This window comes from Pseudomonas sp. SWRI99 (assembly GCF_014270125.1).
In the GTDB taxonomy this organism is placed as follows: Bacteria; Pseudomonadota; Gammaproteobacteria; order Pseudomonadales; family Pseudomonadaceae; genus Aquipseudomonas; species Aquipseudomonas hamedanensis.
Genome location: NZ_JABWQR010000001.1, coordinates 196,814 through 213,479 on the forward strand (window position 1 = coordinate 196,814; position 16,666 = coordinate 213,479).

15 protein-coding genes are annotated in these 16,666 nt (G+C 59.8%); 8 read left to right on the top strand and 7 right to left on the bottom strand.

What is annotated here, in order from left to right; genetic code table 11:
* Positions 1 to 164: 164 nt before the first annotated feature.
* Both glnL and ntrC read left to right on the top strand, forming a co-directional pair.
* Positions 165 to 1,250, top strand: a complete 1,086-nt coding sequence (gene glnL, locus HU743_RS00810) for a nitrogen regulation protein NR(II) (RefSeq protein WP_186552131.1) — start codon at positions 165 to 167, stop codon at positions 1,248 to 1,250.
* Positions 1,247 to 2,683 carry a nitrogen regulation protein NR(I) gene (gene ntrC, locus HU743_RS00815; RefSeq protein ID WP_186646168.1) on the top strand — a complete coding sequence of 479 codons (1,437 nt, stop codon included), beginning with the start codon at positions 1,247 to 1,249 and terminating at the stop codon, positions 2,681 to 2,683. The genes glnL and ntrC overlap by 4 nt, the downstream gene beginning before the upstream one ends.
* Before the next feature lie 539 nt (positions 2,684 to 3,222).
* Here the strand turns inward: ntrC and HU743_RS00820 are convergent.
* Positions 3,223 to 5,691, bottom strand: a complete 2,469-nt coding sequence (locus HU743_RS00820; protein WP_186646170.1) for a leucine-rich repeat domain-containing protein — start codon at positions 5,689 to 5,691, stop codon at positions 3,223 to 3,225.
* Between the two features lie 186 nt (positions 5,692 to 5,877).
* Positions 5,878 to 6,318: a hypothetical protein gene (locus tag HU743_RS00825; protein ID WP_186552134.1), complete on the bottom strand. Its 441-nt coding sequence runs from the start codon at positions 6,316 to 6,318 to the stop codon at positions 5,878 to 5,880.
* Here HU743_RS00825 and trmL point away from each other — a divergent pair.
* On the top strand, positions 6,317 to 6,772 hold the full coding sequence (gene trmL, locus HU743_RS00830) for a tRNA (uridine(34)/cytosine(34)/5-carboxymethylaminomethyluridine(34)-2'-O)-methyltransferase TrmL (protein WP_042608646.1): 456 nt from the start codon (positions 6,317 to 6,319) through the stop codon (positions 6,770 to 6,772). The two genes, HU743_RS00825 and trmL, sit on opposite strands and share 2 nt — an antisense overlap.
* 234 nt (positions 6,773 to 7,006) lie before the next feature.
* Here trmL and secB read toward each other — a convergent pair whose 3' ends face one another.
* Genes secB through HU743_RS00845 form a run of 3 tightly spaced genes read right to left on the bottom strand, consistent with a single transcriptional unit; the run spans position 7,007 to position 8,219 of the window.
* Positions 7,007 to 7,492: a protein-export chaperone SecB gene (gene secB, locus HU743_RS00835; RefSeq protein WP_016772114.1), complete on the bottom strand. Its 486-nt coding sequence runs from the start codon at positions 7,490 to 7,492 to the stop codon at positions 7,007 to 7,009.
* Positions 7,493 to 7,549: 57 nt separating this feature from the next.
* Positions 7,550 to 7,804 carry a glutaredoxin 3 gene (gene grxC / locus HU743_RS00840; RefSeq protein WP_186631995.1) on the bottom strand — a complete coding sequence of 85 codons (255 nt, stop codon included), beginning with the start codon at positions 7,802 to 7,804 and terminating at the stop codon, positions 7,550 to 7,552.
* Position 7,805: 1 nt separating this feature from the next.
* The gene (locus tag HU743_RS00845) at positions 7,806 to 8,219 is read right to left on the bottom strand and encodes a rhodanese-like domain-containing protein (RefSeq protein WP_186533775.1); all 414 of its coding nucleotides are present in this window, start codon (positions 8,217 to 8,219) and stop codon (positions 7,806 to 7,808) included.
* 153 nt (positions 8,220 to 8,372) lie between these two features.
* On the opposite strand from HU743_RS00845, the gene gpmI reads away from it, so the two are divergent.
* The 5 genes from gpmI (at position 8,373) to HU743_RS00870 (ending at position 15,003) form a co-directional block, all read left to right on the top strand.
* On the top strand, positions 8,373 to 9,902 hold the full coding sequence (gpmI, locus tag HU743_RS00850; RefSeq protein ID WP_186646172.1) for a 2,3-bisphosphoglycerate-independent phosphoglycerate mutase: 1,530 nt from the start codon (positions 8,373 to 8,375) through the stop codon (positions 9,900 to 9,902).
* A 252-nt stretch (positions 9,903 to 10,154) separates the two neighbouring features.
* Complete coding sequence (locus tag HU743_RS00855; protein WP_186646173.1) at positions 10,155 to 11,441, top strand: murein hydrolase activator EnvC; 1,287 nt, start codon at positions 10,155 to 10,157, stop codon at positions 11,439 to 11,441.
* Between the two features lie 31 nt (positions 11,442 to 11,472).
* Positions 11,473 to 12,792 (top strand): S41 family peptidase, encoded by a 1,320-nt coding sequence (locus tag HU743_RS00860; protein WP_042608642.1) that lies wholly within the window; start codon positions 11,473 to 11,475, stop codon positions 12,790 to 12,792.
* 2 nt (positions 12,793 to 12,794) lie between these two features.
* A complete protein-coding gene (locus tag HU743_RS00865; protein WP_186646174.1) occupies positions 12,795 to 13,571 on the top strand; it encodes a divergent polysaccharide deacetylase family protein in 777 nt (258 codons plus the stop codon).
* A 118-nt stretch (positions 13,572 to 13,689) separates the two neighbouring features.
* Positions 13,690 to 15,003: a Vps62-related protein gene (locus tag HU743_RS00870; protein ID WP_186646175.1), complete on the top strand. Its 1,314-nt coding sequence runs from the start codon at positions 13,690 to 13,692 to the stop codon at positions 15,001 to 15,003.
* Here the strand turns inward: HU743_RS00870 and HU743_RS00875 are convergent.
* Together HU743_RS00875 and hisF are read right to left on the bottom strand one after the other, a co-directional pair.
* Positions 14,984 to 15,739, bottom strand: coding sequence for an ABC transporter substrate-binding protein (locus HU743_RS00875; RefSeq protein ID WP_186548434.1), 756 nt, complete (start codon positions 15,737 to 15,739; stop codon positions 14,984 to 14,986). The genes HU743_RS00870 and HU743_RS00875 overlap by 20 nt on opposite strands.
* A gap of 72 nt (positions 15,740 to 15,811) precedes the next feature.
* Positions 15,812 to 16,582 carry an imidazole glycerol phosphate synthase subunit HisF gene (gene hisF, locus HU743_RS00880; RefSeq protein ID WP_186646176.1) on the bottom strand — a complete coding sequence of 257 codons (771 nt, stop codon included), beginning with the start codon at positions 16,580 to 16,582 and terminating at the stop codon, positions 15,812 to 15,814.
* Positions 16,583 to 16,666: the final 84 nt, after the last annotated feature.

Sequence of the window (16,666 nt, forward strand, 5' to 3'; positions counted from 1 at the left end):
TGGTTCGAAACTCCCCGTTTGAGCTGGCTCCGTGCCATACAAACGCGCGTCAAACGCCTGTTTCAGGCGCCGAACGCTTCTTTTCGGAGCCTTGGTTTGGTTTTTGCATTTTCCTTTTATCAGCGCTTTGTTCTCGCGCACGCCTTGCTCCAAAAGGGGTCCAGATGACCATAAGCGACGCAATCCACCGTTTGCTGCTCGACAACCTGACCACGGCGACCATCCTGCTCGATGCCGAACTGCGCCTTGAGTACATGAACCCGGCGGCAGAAATGCTCCTGGCCGTGAGCGGCCAGCGCAGCCACGGACAATTCATCAGCGAGCTGTTTACCGAATCCCCCGAGGCGCTCAATTCTCTGCGCCAGGCCGTGGAGCAGGCGCACCCGTTCACCAAGCGCGAAGCGATGCTCACTGCCCTTACCGGACAGACCCTGACGGTGGATTACGCGGTAACGCCGATCCTGAGTAACGGCGCGACTTTGCTGCTGTTGGAAGTTCATCCCCGGGACCGCTTGCTGCGCATCACCAAAGAAGAGGCGCAACTGTCCAAGCAGGAAACCAGCAAGATGCTGGTGCGCGGCCTCGCCCACGAAATCAAGAATCCGCTCGGCGGCATCCGTGGCGCCGCGCAACTGCTGGCCCGCGAGCTGCCGGAAGAAAGCCTGCGCGACTACACCAACGTGATCATCGAAGAGGCCGACCGTCTGCGCAATCTGGTCGACCGCATGCTCGGTTCGAACAAGCTGCCGTCATTGGCAATGTGCAATGTCCACGAAGTGCTGGAGCGCGTCTGCCATCTGGTCGAAGCCGAAAGCCAGGGCTGCATCACCCTGGTGCGCGATTACGATCCAAGCATTCCCGACGTACTGATCGACCGCGAACAGATGATCCAGGCCGTTTTGAATATCGTGCGCAACGCCATGCAGGCGATCAGCAGCCAGAACGAACTGCGCCTGGGCCGCATCAGCCTGCGCACCCGCGCCATGCGCCAGTTCACCATTGGCCACATCCGCCATCGTCTGGTGACCAAGATCGAGATTATCGACAACGGCCCGGGCATCCCGGCGGAACTGCAGGAAACCATTTTCTTTCCGATGGTCAGCGGTCGTCCGGACGGTACCGGGCTGGGCCTGGCCATCACCCAGAACATCATCAGTCAGCACCAGGGCCTGATCGAGTGTGAGAGCCATCCAGGCCACACCACCTTCTCGATCTTTCTGCCACTGGAACAAGGAGCCACATCGACATGAGCCGTAGTGAAACCGTGTGGATCGTCGATGACGACCGTTCTATCCGTTGGGTTCTGGAAAAGGCCTTGCAGCAGGAAGGCATGACCACCCAGAGTTTCGACAGCGCCGATGGCGTGATGAGTCGTCTGGCCCGGCAGCAGCCGGACGTGATCATTTCCGACATTCGCATGCCGGGTGCCAGTGGCCTGGACCTGCTGGCGCGGATTCGCGAGCAGCATCCACGGTTGCCGGTGATCATCATGACCGCGCACTCCGATCTGGACAGCGCTGTCGCCTCCTATCAGGGCGGCGCCTTCGAATACCTGCCCAAGCCCTTCGACGTGGATGAAGCGGTGTCGCTGGTCAAACGCGCCAACCAGCACGCGCAGGAGCAGCAAGGCCTGGAAGTCGTTCCCGCGCTGACCCGCACCCCGGAAATCATCGGCGAAGCGCCGGCGATGCAGGAAGTGTTTCGCGCCATCGGCCGCTTGAGCCACTCCAACATCACCGTGCTGATCAACGGCGAATCCGGCACCGGTAAAGAACTGGTTGCCCACGCCTTGCATCGTCACAGCCCGCGCGCAGCCTCGCCGTTCATCGCGCTGAACATGGCGGCGATTCCCAAGGACTTGATGGAGTCGGAGCTGTTCGGCCACGAAAAAGGCGCGTTCACCGGTGCGGCGAATTTGCGCCGCGGACGCTTCGAACAGGCTGACGGCGGCACGCTGTTCCTCGATGAAATCGGTGACATGCCCGCCGACACCCAGACCCGCCTGTTGCGCGTACTGGCCGATGGCGAGTTTTATCGCGTTGGCGGTCATGTCCCGGTCAAGGTCGATGTGCGCATCATCGCGGCGACGCACCAGAATCTGGAAACCCTGGTTCAAGCAGGGAAATTCCGTGAGGACTTGTTCCACCGCCTCAACGTGATCCGCATCCATATCCCGCGCCTGTCTGATCGTCGCGAAGACATTCCGACCCTGGCCAAACACTTCCTCAGCCGCGCCGCGCAGGAGCTGGCGGTCGAGCCGAAGCTGCTGAAAAGCGAAACCGAGGAATACCTGAAAAACCTGCCGTGGGGCGGCAACGTACGGCAGTTGGAGAATACTTGCCGCTGGATCACGGTGATGGCTTCCGGACGCGAAGTGCATATCAGCGACCTGCCGCCGGAACTGCTCAACCTGCCACAGGACTCGGCCCCGGTGACCAACTGGGAGCAGGCGCTGCGCCAGTGGGCCGACCAGGCCCTGGCCCGCGGCCAGTCGAGCCTGCTCGACAGCGCAGTGCCGGCCTTCGAACGGATCATGATCGAGACGGCGCTGAAGCACACCGCCGGGCGTCGGCGTGATGCTGCGGTGCTGCTGGGTTGGGGGCGTAACACCCTGACGCGCAAGATCAAGGAGCTGGGCATGAAGGTTGATGGTGGGGATGATGATGAGGGAGAAGAGGGTTAATCCGCCTTCGAATCTTCGTCGACACTCATATCCCATTCGCGAGCAGGCTCGCTCCCACAGGGGACTGCATTTCAACTGTGGGAGCGAGCCTGCTCGCGAAGCTTTTAGGCCACCGTGCACCGCATCAATGCACAATGACCCGTGATCGCGCATAGCCGCATCGCCATCCCGACATCTAAAAGCCCCTGAAAACGCACGCGTCAATAAGCGAAAGCCCCGGATTCCGGGGCTTTCGTTTTGGCGATACGATTTTTTGTTTCCGCAGATTTAAACCTGGCACGCCCCCTGCAATACCTCTCACAGGTGATTCGTTTCACCACCCGTTTCGGGGACCTTGGTACAGGCAGGCCGGGGATTCCCCTCTTTACACCGGGTCGCACCGCCGCGCGATGCGTCCACCCTTTTGGGATCCTTGGTACAGGCAGGCCGGGGGTTCCCTCTTTATACCGGGCTAACGCGGCAAGCGAAGCCCACTTTTTTGGGAACCCTGATACAGGCAGGTCAGGGATTCCCGCTTTTTCATCGCCGTTCGCGCCACGTTAATCAAACCGTGGCCGCTTGGGCAAATGATGCAAGGGCTGGTGTTGCGCCGTTGGGTCAAATTTTCTTGTTTCCTCTTCGAGCCTTTCCAGCATTCTCCCTGGACTGGGCTCAGCGAACGCGATTTCTCGCAAAGTTTCTTGCTCACCCAGACTTGCCTTTTCGAAATGCTCAAGAAAGGACCAGACTCGGCGCTGCAAAAGTGCGCGCTCGACGAGGAACTCAGGCGTACGAATCAGATCCCTGATTTTTTTCATCATCGCAATGTTCGTCTGGTGGGTCAGCGAGCCCCAAAGGGCAATTTTCGCGGCGTGTTGCGCCTGTGGAATATTGTGCATCCAATGATCGATCACCAGATCGTGCGAGGATTTTCCCAACCAGAAATCTTTACCTGTTTGCCGACGTGCAGCGATTAACCGCCGAAAAGAGGCAGGGTCAGAAATCAGCGCGCCGGTCAGATCCAGCTCTGTTCTGAGTTCAACGGTTTCGGGGATAGATCTGATCAGGCTATACGCCAGATCCAAACGTGTCCTGGGAATTTCGGGTGTCACGCCGTCCGGGAAGCTATTTATCCGAGTACGGCTAAGATCGACTTCCAGCAACGCCGTCATTCCCTGCAATGAGGGTGCTATCGCAAGCGGAGTTTGCGATAAGTTCAATATCTCAAGTCGCGACGGACCGTTCTGCAAACCGAGCCCGAGCGGTGGCGCGGATATGTCGGTATAGGACAGATCCAATATTCGCAAATCAGACATGTGGGTGACATCAGGCGCATGGCGCAATTCAGGATTATGGTAAAGATCAAGCACCTGTAACCGAGACGCTGCGGGCGCATCACCCAGTCCGAGAGGCACAAAGAGCAAATCACAAGAACGCGCGCGCAAGACGCGCAACTCGGTCATTCCCTGCACAGAAAGAGTCGGCCAAATACTGCAGTTCGTCAGGCTCAACTCCTGCAAGCGGGTCAACCGCGTGAAATGTTCAGAATTGGCCGGCAGCAAGAGCCGGCTGTCCTGCATCATCAATACGCTCAACGCAGGAAGTTTATTGATCTCGGCAAACAGCTCTTGGCTCTTGCCCCTGAATCCGCGCACGTCGAGGGATTCAATGTGGGAAAACATCGAGAATAAATTTTCCAGACTTCTCGAGGGGCTGCCCTCCAGGCGAAGAGAGACAATGGATTCAAGTCGAATCGAAAAACCCGGTAGCGCCAGATTCCCTCGACTTCCCAGGTCAAGTTCCAACTTGAAGCCGACCAGCCGCCCCTCACGGTAGACTTTCTCCGAACTCTCTCCCTGCCACTTGTACAGCCGGCGTATCTTGGCACCTATTGCCAGTCGCCGACTACGCTCTGCATCATCCTTGCCCTTATAACCCGCCTCCCAAGCCGTAACCTCACGGCTCAGTTGAGGAAACTCAAGCTGGAGCCGCTTCAGCTCCACCTCTGCATCGGCCGCTTCACCAAATCGCGCAATGAAATCATCGGCATGCTGATCCGTCGCGTCTGCAAAGTAGCGTTTGACCTGCGCCCGCGTGGCCGCGACAACGACCGGCGCTTGCCCACCCGAGGGTGCCGCGCCGGTGAGCCAGGGGCGATGAAAGTTGAACGGGTTGGCATCTGCCGGGGCATTGCCGTCCGCGCCGCCGCGCAAACCTGTGAGGATGCAAACCCAGGTGTTCCGCTCGTTCCGGGTGATGGCAAGGGTTTCACCGCTACGGCTGGCGCGGTAAATATTCGCGCTGTCTGTGGCGACGGGGTCCTCGGGATGAACCAGACGCCAAGTCTTGTATTCCGGGCGGGACGCATCAAGATCCTGCATCACCTGATACGCCTGTTCATTGATGGCCACATAGAGCTTGCCATCGTGTCGTATCACGCCGTCGCTGCCCGGTTCTGCACCACTGACATCCACTCCGGTACGAAAGGCTTGCAAGTTTGCGTCGGTCAGAGGATTGGTGCGTGCATTGAAGTCGCTGTGCGGATGCCAGATGCCGCTCTCGATATCACGCAGCAACCATGGGCCGGAGGGCAGCAACTCGCTGGGAAGTCGTGCGCGATACAACCCCGTGTCCAGATCCACCCCGACAAGAACGATGCCACCGTCAGGCACCTCCACATACTGGCGATTTCTGTGCACCCTGAAACCTTCGCTGTCGGCATCCGGCAGTCCGGTCGCTGACTCCAGCCTGTAATGCTCAAGCGACCTGTATTTGAAGAGAAGGGTGTCAGCAGGCCGCGGCTGCGGGCGACCTTCGACCATCGGTGTCCGCAAGATCGTATCCCGGCCTGCATCCTCGCCGAGCGAGGTGCTTCGCAGCTTCGAATCATCGACACGAACCGAAGAGGCCGTGCCATCGCGGCCGGGCGTGCCAACCGGTGAAAAATCCTTGTCCGGATTTCGATTCGAGTGGGTGTAAACCTCCGTATCCACGCGGGTGCTGCCACCGCGAGGTGGTTTTACTGGCATATTTCCATCCTTGAAAAGTCGCCCCTTGCATTCGTGCAAGAGACGATGGGTATTGGCATCCTGCCGCTTGAAGGGGCGAACGATAGCGTGCGCGAGCCTCGAATGGAGGTCGGAAAGATGGACAGTATCCGTGGGAAACAACGCCAAAGAGCGTCGGAGCGGACGGCGGTTAGGGGAACACCCTGCCTAGCGCTCTTGTAGGCGGATTTCCAGCCGCCAGCGATCATCGACTTCGCTGCCGGCCCAGTCACCCTGCAGCGGTCGTGCCGCCAGCACCGTCAGCAATAATCCGCCATCGCTTTTGCGCGCGCGCCAGTTCACGTCCTTGCCGTTGAGCCTGAGCTGGCCTTTTTGCGCCCGGCCCTCAGCCTGAAACAGTAATGCGATGGTGCCGTCGATGATTTCACCATGCAGTTTCGGTTCGTTGTTGAACCACACCACCAGGCCGCCATCGGTGACCTCAACCTGCTCCAGCACGCTCGGATCCGGCGTGGTCAGACGGCCGATCATCAAACCGACCATCAAACCGAAAATCGCCAGGGAACCGATCACTCGCGGGAATAGTTTCGAACGCCAGTCCGCTTGCGGCGTAGAATGCGCGTCATCTTTACCTTCGGAGCCGTGCATGTTTCACGTCATCCTTTTTCAACCAGAAATTCCGCCGAACACCGGCAACGTTATCAGGCTGTGCGCCAACAGTGGCTGCCACCTGCATTTGATCGAACCGCTGGGTTTCGAGATGGACGACAAGCGCTTGCGCCGCGCCGGCCTCGACTATCACGAATATGCCACGTTGCAGCGTCATGCTGATCTGGCCAGTTGCCTGGAAAGTCTGGGCAATCCACGGCTGTTCGCCTTCACGACCAAGGGTTCGCGGCCGTTTCATGATGCTGCGTTCGTGCCTGGCGATGCGTTTTTGTTCGGCCCGGAAAGCCGTGGCTTGCCAGCGGACGTTCTCGACGCCTTGCCTGCCGAACAGCGCCTGCGCTTGCCAATGCGCGAGGGGTGCCGCAGCCTGAACCTGTCCAACACCGTGGCGGTTGCCGTGTACGAAGCGTGGCGCCAGAACGACTTCAAATAACCACCACTGATCGTTCCCACGCTCTGCGTGGGAATGCAGCCCATGACGCTCCGCGTCACTGGACGCGGAGCGTCCCTTGAGGCATTCCCACGCGGGAGCGTGGGAACGATCAGCAAATTTGGGAGCGGGCTTGCTCGCGAATGCAGAGTGTCAGATGACATCAATGTCGCCTGACACACCGTATTCGCGAGCAAGCCCGCTCCCACATTGGACTTGCGTCAACGCATCGACCGTTTATTGAACGGTCGGGGTCTCGCCGCTTTCCTGCATGCGCTGCAGCTCTTGCGCGTACAGGGCGTCGAAGTTCACCGGGGCCAGCATCAGCGCCGGGAACGAACCGCGGGTCACCAGGCTGTCCAGGGTTTCACGCGCATACGGGAACAGGATGTTCGGGCAGAACGCACCCAGGGTGTGGCTCATCGAAGCCGCGTCCAGGTTCTTGATCAGGAAGATACCGGCCTGCTGCACTTCTGCGATGAAGGCGACTTCTTCACCGTTTTTCACGGTCACCGACAGGGTCAGCACGACTTCGTAGAAATCGCCTTCCAGCGCTTTCTGACGAGTGTTCAGATCCAGGCCGACCGCCGGGTCCCACTGCTGGCGGAAGATCGCCGGGCTTTTCGGGGCTTCGAAGGACAGGTCGCGTACGTAGATGCGCTGCAAGGAGAATTGCGGTGCGGTTTCTTCTTCGCTGGCTGCAGTGTTCTGTTGGTCAGTCATCTCAGATCCTTATCGATCTTGGGTCTTTTAGGGAGTGCTGTACGTGGGTGCAGCCGTTCAGGCCTTGAGCAGCGCGTCGAGTTTGCCGGCGCGCTCCAAGGCGTATAAATCATCACAACCGCCGATGTGCTGGCTGCCGATCCAGATCTGCGGCACGGACGTGCGCCCGGCCTTTTTGGTCATTTCGGCGCGCAGCTGCGGCTTGCCATCGACCTTGATCTCTTCGAAGGCCACGCCTTTGCTGACGAGCAGAGACTTGGCTCGGGAGCAGTAAGGGCAGTAATCGCTGGAGTAGACGACGACATCTTTCATATCACTTCACCAATGGCAGGTTGTCGCCTTTCCAGCTGGAAATCCCGCCGGACAGCTTGGCGGCGGTGAAACCGGACTTCATCAACTCGCGGGCGTGGGTACCGGCGGTCTGACCGAGGGCATCAACCAGAATGATGGTCTTGGCCTTGTGCTTTTCCAGCTCGGCAACGCGGGCAGTCAGTTTGTCGTGGGGAATGTTCAGCGCGCCAACGATGTGGCCAGCGGCATAATCCTTGACGGGACGGATGTCCACCACCACGCCTGCATCTTTATTGACCAGCGCGGTCAGCTCGCCGGTGCTCAGGCTTTTGCCGCCGCCCTGCATCGTGTGCGCCAGCAACAGAGCCAGCAGTACGACGAAGATACCGACAAGAATGTAGTGGTTAGTGGCAAATTCAATCAGGTGAGCAACCATCGAAGGAGGTTCCAGGGCGTTAAAATGTCGGCCAGTATACACAGCCACTATGGTCGGCCAAACCCCGTCCGGCGGTGACGCGGTCGGAACTTCGCTTTAAACTCCAACTCCGTTTTGCATCGCCCTCTTCTTTATTAGCCACGAGTGGATTCCATGACGACTACGCCTAAACCTTTGGTCCTGATGATTCTCGACGGCTTCGGTCACAGCGACAGCCCCGAATCCAATGCCGTGTTTGCGGCGAAGAAGCCGGTCCTCGATCGCCTGTGGGCCACTGTTCCAAACGGCTTGATCTCGGGCAGCGGCATGGACGTCGGCTTGCCGGACGGCCAGATGGGCAACTCCGAAGTCGGCCACATGAACCTCGGCGCCGGGCGCGTGGTGTATCAGGATTTCACCCGTGTGACCAAAGCGATCCGCGACGGCGAGTTCTTTGAGAACCCGACCATCTGCGCCGCTGTGGACAAAGCCGTGGCCGCCGGCAAAGCCGTGCACTTCATGGGCCTGCTCTCCGATGGCGGCGTGCACAGCCACCAGGATCACCTGATCGCCATGGCCGAACTGGCCTTCAAGCGCGGCGCCGAAAAAATCTACCTGCACGCCTTCCTCGATGGCCGCGACACGCCGCCGAAAAGCGCCGCGTCGTCGATCGAACTGCTCGACGCAACGTTCCAGGCCTTGGGCAAAGGCCGGATCGCCAGCATCATCGGCCGTTACTTCGCCATGGACCGTGACAACCGCTGGGACCGCGTGGCCCAGGCGTACAACCTGATCGTCGATGGCAACGGCGAATTCAACGCCGCCACCGCGCAGGAAGGCCTTGAAGCCGCCTATGCCCGTGGCGAGAGCGACGAATTCGTCAAAGCCACCTCCATCGGCGAGCCGGTGAAAGTCGAAGACGGCGACGCCGTGGTGTTCATGAACTTCCGTGCCGACCGCGCCCGCGAGCTGACCCGCGTATTTGTCGAAGACGACTTTAAAGAGTTCGAACGCGCGCGCCAGCCGAAACTGGCCGGCTTCGTCATGCTGACCCAATACGCCGCCAGCATTGCGGCACCGTCGGCTTTCGCCGCCGGCAGCCTGGAAAACGTCCTGGGTGATTATCTGGCGAAGAACGGCAAAACCCAGTTACGCATCGCCGAAACCGAGAAATACGCCCACGTGACATTCTTCTTCTCCGGCGGGCGCGAAGAACCGTTCCCGGGCGAAGCGCGCATCCTGATCCCGTCGCCAAAAGTCGCCACCTACGACCTGCAACCGGAGATGAGCGCCCCGGAAGTCACCGACCGCATCGTCGACGCCATCGAAAACCAGCGCTACGACGTGATCGTGGTCAACTACGCCAACGGCGACATGGTCGGCCACAGCGGTGTGTTCGACGCGGCGGTAAAAGCCGTTGAATGCCTGGATACCTGCGTCGGTCGTGTTGTTGAAGCGCTGGAAAAAGTCGGCGGCGAAGCATTGATCACCGCTGACCACGGCAACGTCGAGCAAATGGCCGACGAATCCACTGGCCAGGCGCACACGGCACACACCACCGAGCCGGTGCCGTTCATCTATGTCGGCAAGCGCGACCTGAAAGTGCGCGAAGGCGGCGTGCTGGCGGACGTGGCACCGACCATGCTGATGCTGCTGGGGCTGGAAAAACCGGCGGAGATGACCGGGACGTCGATCCTGGTCTGACCTAATAGCCCAAACACCGAAAAACCCTGTGGGAGCTGGCTTGCCAGCGATAGCAATCTTACAGCCAACATCTATGTTGAATGTGCAGACGCCATCGCTGGCAAGCCAGCTCCCACAGTGGTTTATGGAGTTTTCGAAATGGAATTCGGTGTATTGCTTGGTCCAGTTATCACACAGCCCCAATTGGGCGTTTTTTTTGCAGCCTCGGGCGGGCATACTAGGCCGTCCCTTACCCTGGTGCCGCCCGCCCCTATGCTTCGCGTCCTGATCGCCCTTGCTCTGACCTGCCTGCTCCAACCGGCCTTCGCTGACGAGCGCGCGCAAACCCAACAGCAACTGGACGCCACGCGTCAGGACATTGCCGAGTTGAAAAAACTCCTGGGCAAGCTTCAGGAAGAAAAGTCCGGCGTGCAGAAAGAGCTCAAGGGCACTGAAACCGAGATGGGCAAGCTGCAAAAGCAGGTCGACGCGCTGCAGAAAGAACTGCAGAAAAGCGAAGCCGAGCTGCAGCGGCTCGATGCAGAGAAAAAAAAACTCCAGAGCGCGCGCACTGAACAGCAGCGACTGATCGCCATTCAGGCCCGGGCGGCCTATCAGAACGGTCGCCAGGAATACCTCAAACTGCTGCTCAACCAGCAGAATCCCGAGAAATTCGCCCGCACCCTGACCTATTACGATTACCTGAGCCAGGCGCGCCTGGAGCAGTTAAAGAGTTTCAACGAAACCCTGCGCCAGTTGGCCAATGTCGAAAAAGACATCGGTTTGCAGCAGGCGCAACTGCTGGTGCAGAAAAGCGACCTCGACACCCAGCGCGAAGCACTCGAGAAAGTCCGCAAGGAGCGTCAGCAGGTCCTCGCCAAACTCAACGATGACGTGAAAGCCCGCGATCAGAAACTTGCCGCCCGCGAGCAGGATCAGGCAGACCTGTCTAAAGTCCTTAAAACCATTGAAGAAACCCTGGCCCGCAAGGCTCGTGAGGCAGAAGAAGCGCGGCAAAAAGCGCTGATCGCCCAGCAGGAAGCGGAAAAAAAGCGCTTGCGTGAGGCGCAGGCTGACACCAGCGACGCCCCACGCAAACCCGTCAGATCAAGCCCCGGCGCACTGGTATCGAGCAGCGGCGAAACGTTTGGCGGGCCTTTTGCTGCAACCCGGGGAAAACTTCCGTGGCCGGTTGATGGTCGATTACTCGCACGCTTCGGTGAAAGCCGTGGCGACGATGCCCGGACCAAGTGGGATGGCGTGATGATCAGCGCTTCCGCCGGCAGTCAGGTGCACGCCGTACACGGCGGGCGCGTAGTGTTTGCCGACTGGCTGCGCGGTGCCGGGCTGCTGGTGATCCTTGATCACGGCAACGGTTTTCTGAGTCTTTACGGCCACAACCAGACGCTGCTCAAGTCAGCGGGGGATGTGGTCAAAGCGGGCGAGTCGATTTCCACTGTCGGTAACAGTGGCGGTCAGGACACGCCCGCGCTGTATTTCGCAATTCGTCAGCAGGGTCACCCGAGTGATCCGGCGCAATGGTGTCGTGCGCAAGGATAAGCACGTAACCTAATTCAGGAGTTCGTTCGACATGCTGCATTTGTCCCGCCTTACCTCGCTGGCCCTGACGATCGCCCTGGTGATCGGCGCGCCTCTGGCGTTCGCCGCGCAACCGGCCCCGACCGTCGCTCCGGCAGGCACTGCCGCGACCGCCAAGGCACCGTTGCCGCTGGAAGAGTTGCGCACTTTCGCCGAGGTCATGGACCGGATCAAAGCCGCGTACGTCGAACCGGTGGACGACAAGACCCTGCTGGAAAACGCGATCAAGGGCATGCTCAGCAACCTCGACCCGCATTCGGCCTACCTCGGCCCGGAAGACTTCACCGAACTGCAGGAAAGCACCAGCGGTGAGTTCGGCGGCCTGGGCATCGAAGTCGGCGCCGAAGACGGCTTCATCAAGGTCGTCTCGCCGATCGATGACACGCCCGCGTCGAAGGCTGGTATTCAGGCTGGCGACTTCATCGTCAAGATCAACGGCCAGCCAACCCGCGGCCAGACCATGACCGAAGCCGTCGACAAGATGCGCGGCAAGATCGGCCAGAAAATCACCTTGACCCTGGTTCGCGACGGCGGAACGCCGTTCGACGTGACCCTGGCGCGCGCAGTGATTCAGGTGAAGAGCGTCAAGGCGCAACTGCTGGAATCGGGCTACGGCTATATCCGCATCACCCAGTTCCAGGTCAAGACCGGTGAAGAAGTCTCCAAAGCCCTGGCCAAGCTGCGCAAGGACAACGGCAAGAAGCTCAACGGCATCATCCTCGACCTGCGCAACAACCCCGGCGGCGTGCTGCAATCGGCGGTGGAAGTGGTAGACCACTTCATCACCAAGGGCCTGATTGTCTATACCAAAGGCCGAATCGCCAACTCCGAGTTGCGTTTCTCGGCTACCGGCAAGGACGAAAGCGAAGCGGTGCCAATGGTCGTGCTGATCAACGGTGGCAGCGCCTCGGCCTCGGAAATCGTCGCCGGCGCCCTGCAGGATCAGAAACGCGCCGTGGTCATGGGCACCACCAGTTTCGGCAAGGGCTCGGTGCAAACCGTATTGCCGCTGAACAACGACCGCGCGCTGAAGATCACCACCGCGCTGTACTTCACACCGAACGGCCGCTCGATTCAGGCCCAAGGCATCGTCCCGGACATCGAAGTGCGTCGCGCGAAGATCACCAACGAAGCCGACAGCGAATACTTCAAGGAAGCCGATCTGCAAGGTCACTTGGGCAACGGCAACGGCGGCGCCGACAAACCTTCCGGCTCCGCAGGCAAGGCCAAAGCCATGCCGCAGGATGACGATTACCAGTTGGCCCAGGCCCTGAGCCTGCTCAAAGGGCTGAGCATTACCTCCGGCCGCTGAGGATGTTGCTGCGCTTTCTCGGCGTCCTGTTGTGCTGTCTGGCGGGTGCTGCGCATGCAGAGCCCACCAGTCCAGCGCCGCACAAGGCCTATCTGACATTGATCATCGACGATCTGGGGCAGAATCTGCCCCGGGATCGCCGTGTACTTGCCCTGCCCGGCCCGGTGACGGCGGCGATCATGCCCGACACCCCTCACGCCACCGAGTTTGCCCGCGAAGCCCATCGCGCCGGCAAGATCGTCATCCTGCACATGCCCATGGACCCGGCCACCGGCCCCTATGCCTGGCATCCTGAACTGCCCATCGAAGAACTGCAGAAACGCCTGAACGCCGCGTTTGAAAAAGTACCGTTCACCGCCGGTATAAACAACCACATGGGCAGCCGCATGACCGCACAGCCAGCGGCAATGGCGTGGCTGATGGGTGAGTTGCAGCGGCGGCACAAGTTCTTCGTCGACAGCCGCACCAGCGCGCAGACCGTCGCCGCGCAGCAAGCGCAAAAAATCGATCTGGCCAGCGTTTCGCGGGATGTTTTTCTGGATGACGAGCGTACCGAAGCGGCGATTACCAATCAGCTTCAGACCGCGATCGCATTGGCGCACAGGCAGGGTTCAGCAGTCATGATCGGCCATCCGTATCCGCAGACCCTGGCAGTGCTGGAACGCGAACTGCCGAAGCTGAAGGCGCAGGGCATCGACTGGATCGATGTCAGGCAAATGATCAGCGTGCGCAGCAATCGCGCCATGGCGGGTCATGGCAAGGGCGGCGTGTATCGGTAATACGCTGTCACGCGTGAACATACATAGTTACCGCCATGGGCCTTGCCCGCATCCGGATAGTGAGACCTGCAAAAGGTCGCGACTCCCCCGAGTCGCATTCAACTATCGAGGATTGACCATGAGCACGCATGACAAGACGGCCGTCTCGGCCGAGCAAATGAAAACCATCCGTTACGACAACCTGCTGATCAATTTCACAACGGAACTTCTGCGCATCTGGGACACCACCGGTTCGCGAGCAAAACCAGCAGCCTTTTGGCGTCCAACGCCCCCAGCAGATGTGCTTCCCGGCTTCTTTTCGTTGGGCGACGTTGTGATCGATGAGCACAAAAACATTAGCGGCAGACACGTGGTAGCCGTGGTTTGCGAGGACGAAGCAGCCCGTACAGATCCGGCCAAAGGCAAAGCACTGGCTCGGCCTGATGATTACGAGCTTATCTGGAAGGATTCAGGCTCCGGATCGAAGAAAGACGGGGCCATCTGGCGCCCTGTTCCTCCCGAGGGTTACGTGGCGCTGGGATCAGTATGCTCCGACGGCCACGACAAACCTTCATTCAACGCGATACGTTGTGTCCGCGCCGATCTGGTTACCGCTTCGGCCTCCGGCGAACCGCTGTGGTCCGACAAGGGCAGCGGAGCTCGACAAAGCATTTGCGCCTGGGGCGCCATACCTCCAGTGCCCTCTGCGGATGAAATCCACTTGGCGCCAGGTACGTTTCTTGGCTTCAACGGTTACTCCAGGCCGGCTCATTTTCTCGCCTACTCATTGCGCTTCAGGATGCCGGTCGAGAACCGCCTTTTACCTCCCGCCCCGGTACTCAGGGACGTAACGCCACCTTCTGTGCAGAAACCAGAGCAACCGACCGGTTGCGTCCGACTGCCGTGGTTCACGGTAAAAGATCCGCAGCTCTCGCGACCCGAGCAACTGCGTAACTCGCCCTTCTACGACTTGCAGCGCTCGGATCATTATCAGCTCGTCGGCCATAGTCATAACCGCACAAACGCTACCACCACGTCCCGCTGGACCGTCGCCCGCAGTCAGCGCTCAGGCAGCTTGCTAGCGTTCAGCGAACTCACCTCGATCGAGTTTGATGCGCAATGGCAAAACCAGGCTGCACAGCCATTTCAGTTCAAAGCGCGATTAAATGGTGAATTCACCCACAGCGACATCCACTCGAACCAATGGCACGACACCGGGCGCCTCGAGGTCGCCGCCATCGTCCCCAGAAACAGCGCACTAGCGGTCTATGTGCTGCAAAGTGACTACACGCTGCTGCGCGCGGACGGTAGTCGCGTTACCAGCGACATCAGTCACACCGACTGCAGCAGCCTGCATTTCAGTGAATACACGCCACCGGAACCGACGGTGACAGGCACCGCCGCCGAGCCAGTGCTCGCACAAGCGCCAGTCGCTACAGATAGCGCCCCATGATTTCATCGACCACACCTTCTTTGCGCAGTTGATCCAGCGCGGTCTGAAGCTTGTTCACGACTTCGTCGGAAACCTCCTTGTTCAGCGCCAGATACAACTCGGCGCTGTTAAAGCGCAGCACGGTCTTCAGACCGGTCACGCCATCCTGCCGTGCCAGATAACGCCCGGCAGGATCGCCGGTGGCCCACAGATCAATCTGACCGTTGACCAGTTTCTTCGCGTTGTCCTGATCGCGCAGCACCACCACAGGCTTGAGGCCCTGCTTGGTCAGGGTCTCGGCAATCGCATCGCCCTTGTAGGCGCCGATCTTGTATTGGCGGGCGTCATTGAGGGTTTGGAGGGTGATCTTGCTGTCGGCCCTGGCTAACAGGATCCAGTCGTCGGGGCCGATCGGCCCAACCCATTTGAAGCGGTTTTCCCGATCGGGCAAACGCGCCATCACAAAGGCGCCGTACCCTGGATTTTCCAGCGCAAGCTTGTAGACACGCTCCCAAGGGAAACGCAGGGTCAGGCTGTACGTGAGGCCGGCGCGCTGAAACATTTCGCGGACGATGTCGGTGGCGATGCCGTTGATGTTCTCGCCCTGGGCGAAATTCTTGCCGTTCTTCGCCATGTTGTACGGCGGGAAGTTTTCGGTGAGCAGCACCAGATCGGTGGCGGGACCGGTTTCGGCCCGAGCGGTGTTGAACAACAACACCGAGGCACTGGCAAGCACAAGAAGCAGGTGTTTGATCATGTCGGGCTACCGGAATCCATGGCGTGCCCAAGAGTGCCTTGGGTGCGCCATGCTGTCCACTGGCCTGTATGTTTAGCGCATGACGATGCCGCGCTTGGCCATGTACGCCTTGGCTTCCTGCACGGTGTATTCGCCGAAGTGGAAAATACTCGCCGCCAGCACCGCGCTGGCATGGCCTTCCAGAATGCCGTCAGCCAGGTGCTGAAGGTTGCCGACACCACCGGAAGCGATCACCGGGATGCCCAGCGCATCGCTGATGGCGCGGGTCACGCCGAGGTCGAAGCCATTCTTCATGCCGTCCTGATCCATGCTGGTCAGCAGGATCTCGCCAGCGCCCAGGCCTTCCATTTTTTTTGCCCACTCGACCGCGTCGAGGCCGGTTGGCTTGCGCCCGCCATGGGTGAAGATTTCCCAGCGTGGGGTTGCGCCGGGGCCGGAAACTTTCTTGGCGTCGATGGCAACGACGATGCACTGCGAGCCGAAATGCTGCGCCGCTTCGCCAACGAATTCCGGGTTGAACACAGCGGCAGTATTGATCGACACCTTGTCCGCGCCGGCATTGAGCAGGTTGCGGATGTCCTGCACGGTGCGCACGCCACCGCCGACGGTCAGCGGAATGAACACCTGGCTGGCCATGCGCTCGACGGTATGCAGCGTGGTGTCACGCCCATCGACGCTGGCGGTGATGTCGAGAAAGGTAATCTCGTCAGCGCCCTGCTCGTCATAACGACGGGCGATTTCCACCGGGTCACCGGCATCGCGGATGTTTTCGAACTTCACACCTTTGACGACCCGGCCGTTGTCCACGTCCAGGCAAGGGATGATGCGTTTGGCTAACGCCATGCTTAATCTCCGATTAAGAGTTGCAAGCTTCAAGCCTCAAGCTGCAAGAAGAGCGGATCGCGGTCGGGTTTCTGACTTGCAGCT

Bases quoted from the DNA above. Each gene is read 5' to 3' on its own strand.
- glnL (WP_186552131.1), top strand. From the start codon at position 165: ATGACCATAAGCGACGCAATCCACCGTTTGCTGCTCGACAACCTGACC.
- ntrC (WP_186646168.1), top strand. From the start codon at position 1,247: ATGAGCCGTAGTGAAACCGTGTGGATCGTCGATGACGACCGTTCTATC.
- HU743_RS00820 (WP_186646170.1), bottom strand. From the start codon at position 5,691: ATGCCAGTAAAACCACCTCGCGGTGGCAGCACCCGCGTGGATACGGAG.
- trmL (WP_042608646.1), top strand. From the start codon at position 6,317: ATGTTTCACGTCATCCTTTTTCAACCAGAAATTCCGCCGAACACCGGC.
- HU743_RS00825 (WP_186552134.1), bottom strand. From the start codon at position 6,318: ATGCACGGCTCCGAAGGTAAAGATGACGCGCATTCTACGCCGCAAGCG.
- secB (WP_016772114.1), bottom strand. From the start codon at position 7,492: ATGACTGACCAACAGAACACTGCAGCCAGCGAAGAAGAAACCGCACCG.
- grxC (WP_186631995.1), bottom strand. From the start codon at position 7,804: ATGAAAGATGTCGTCGTCTACTCCAGCGATTACTGCCCTTACTGCTCC.
- HU743_RS00845 (WP_186533775.1), bottom strand. From the start codon at position 8,219: ATGGTTGCTCACCTGATTGAATTTGCCACTAACCACTACATTCTTGTC.
- gpmI (WP_186646172.1), top strand. From the start codon at position 8,373: ATGACGACTACGCCTAAACCTTTGGTCCTGATGATTCTCGACGGCTTC.
- HU743_RS00855 (WP_186646173.1), top strand. From the start codon at position 10,155: ATGCTTCGCGTCCTGATCGCCCTTGCTCTGACCTGCCTGCTCCAACCG.
- HU743_RS00860 (WP_042608642.1), top strand. From the start codon at position 11,473: ATGCTGCATTTGTCCCGCCTTACCTCGCTGGCCCTGACGATCGCCCTG.
- HU743_RS00865 (WP_186646174.1), top strand. From the start codon at position 12,795: ATGTTGCTGCGCTTTCTCGGCGTCCTGTTGTGCTGTCTGGCGGGTGCT.
- HU743_RS00870 (WP_186646175.1), top strand. From the start codon at position 13,690: ATGAGCACGCATGACAAGACGGCCGTCTCGGCCGAGCAAATGAAAACC.
- HU743_RS00875 (WP_186548434.1), bottom strand. From the start codon at position 15,739: ATGATCAAACACCTGCTTCTTGTGCTTGCCAGTGCCTCGGTGTTGTTG.
- hisF (WP_186646176.1), bottom strand. From the start codon at position 16,582: ATGGCGTTAGCCAAACGCATCATCCCTTGCCTGGACGTGGACAACGGC.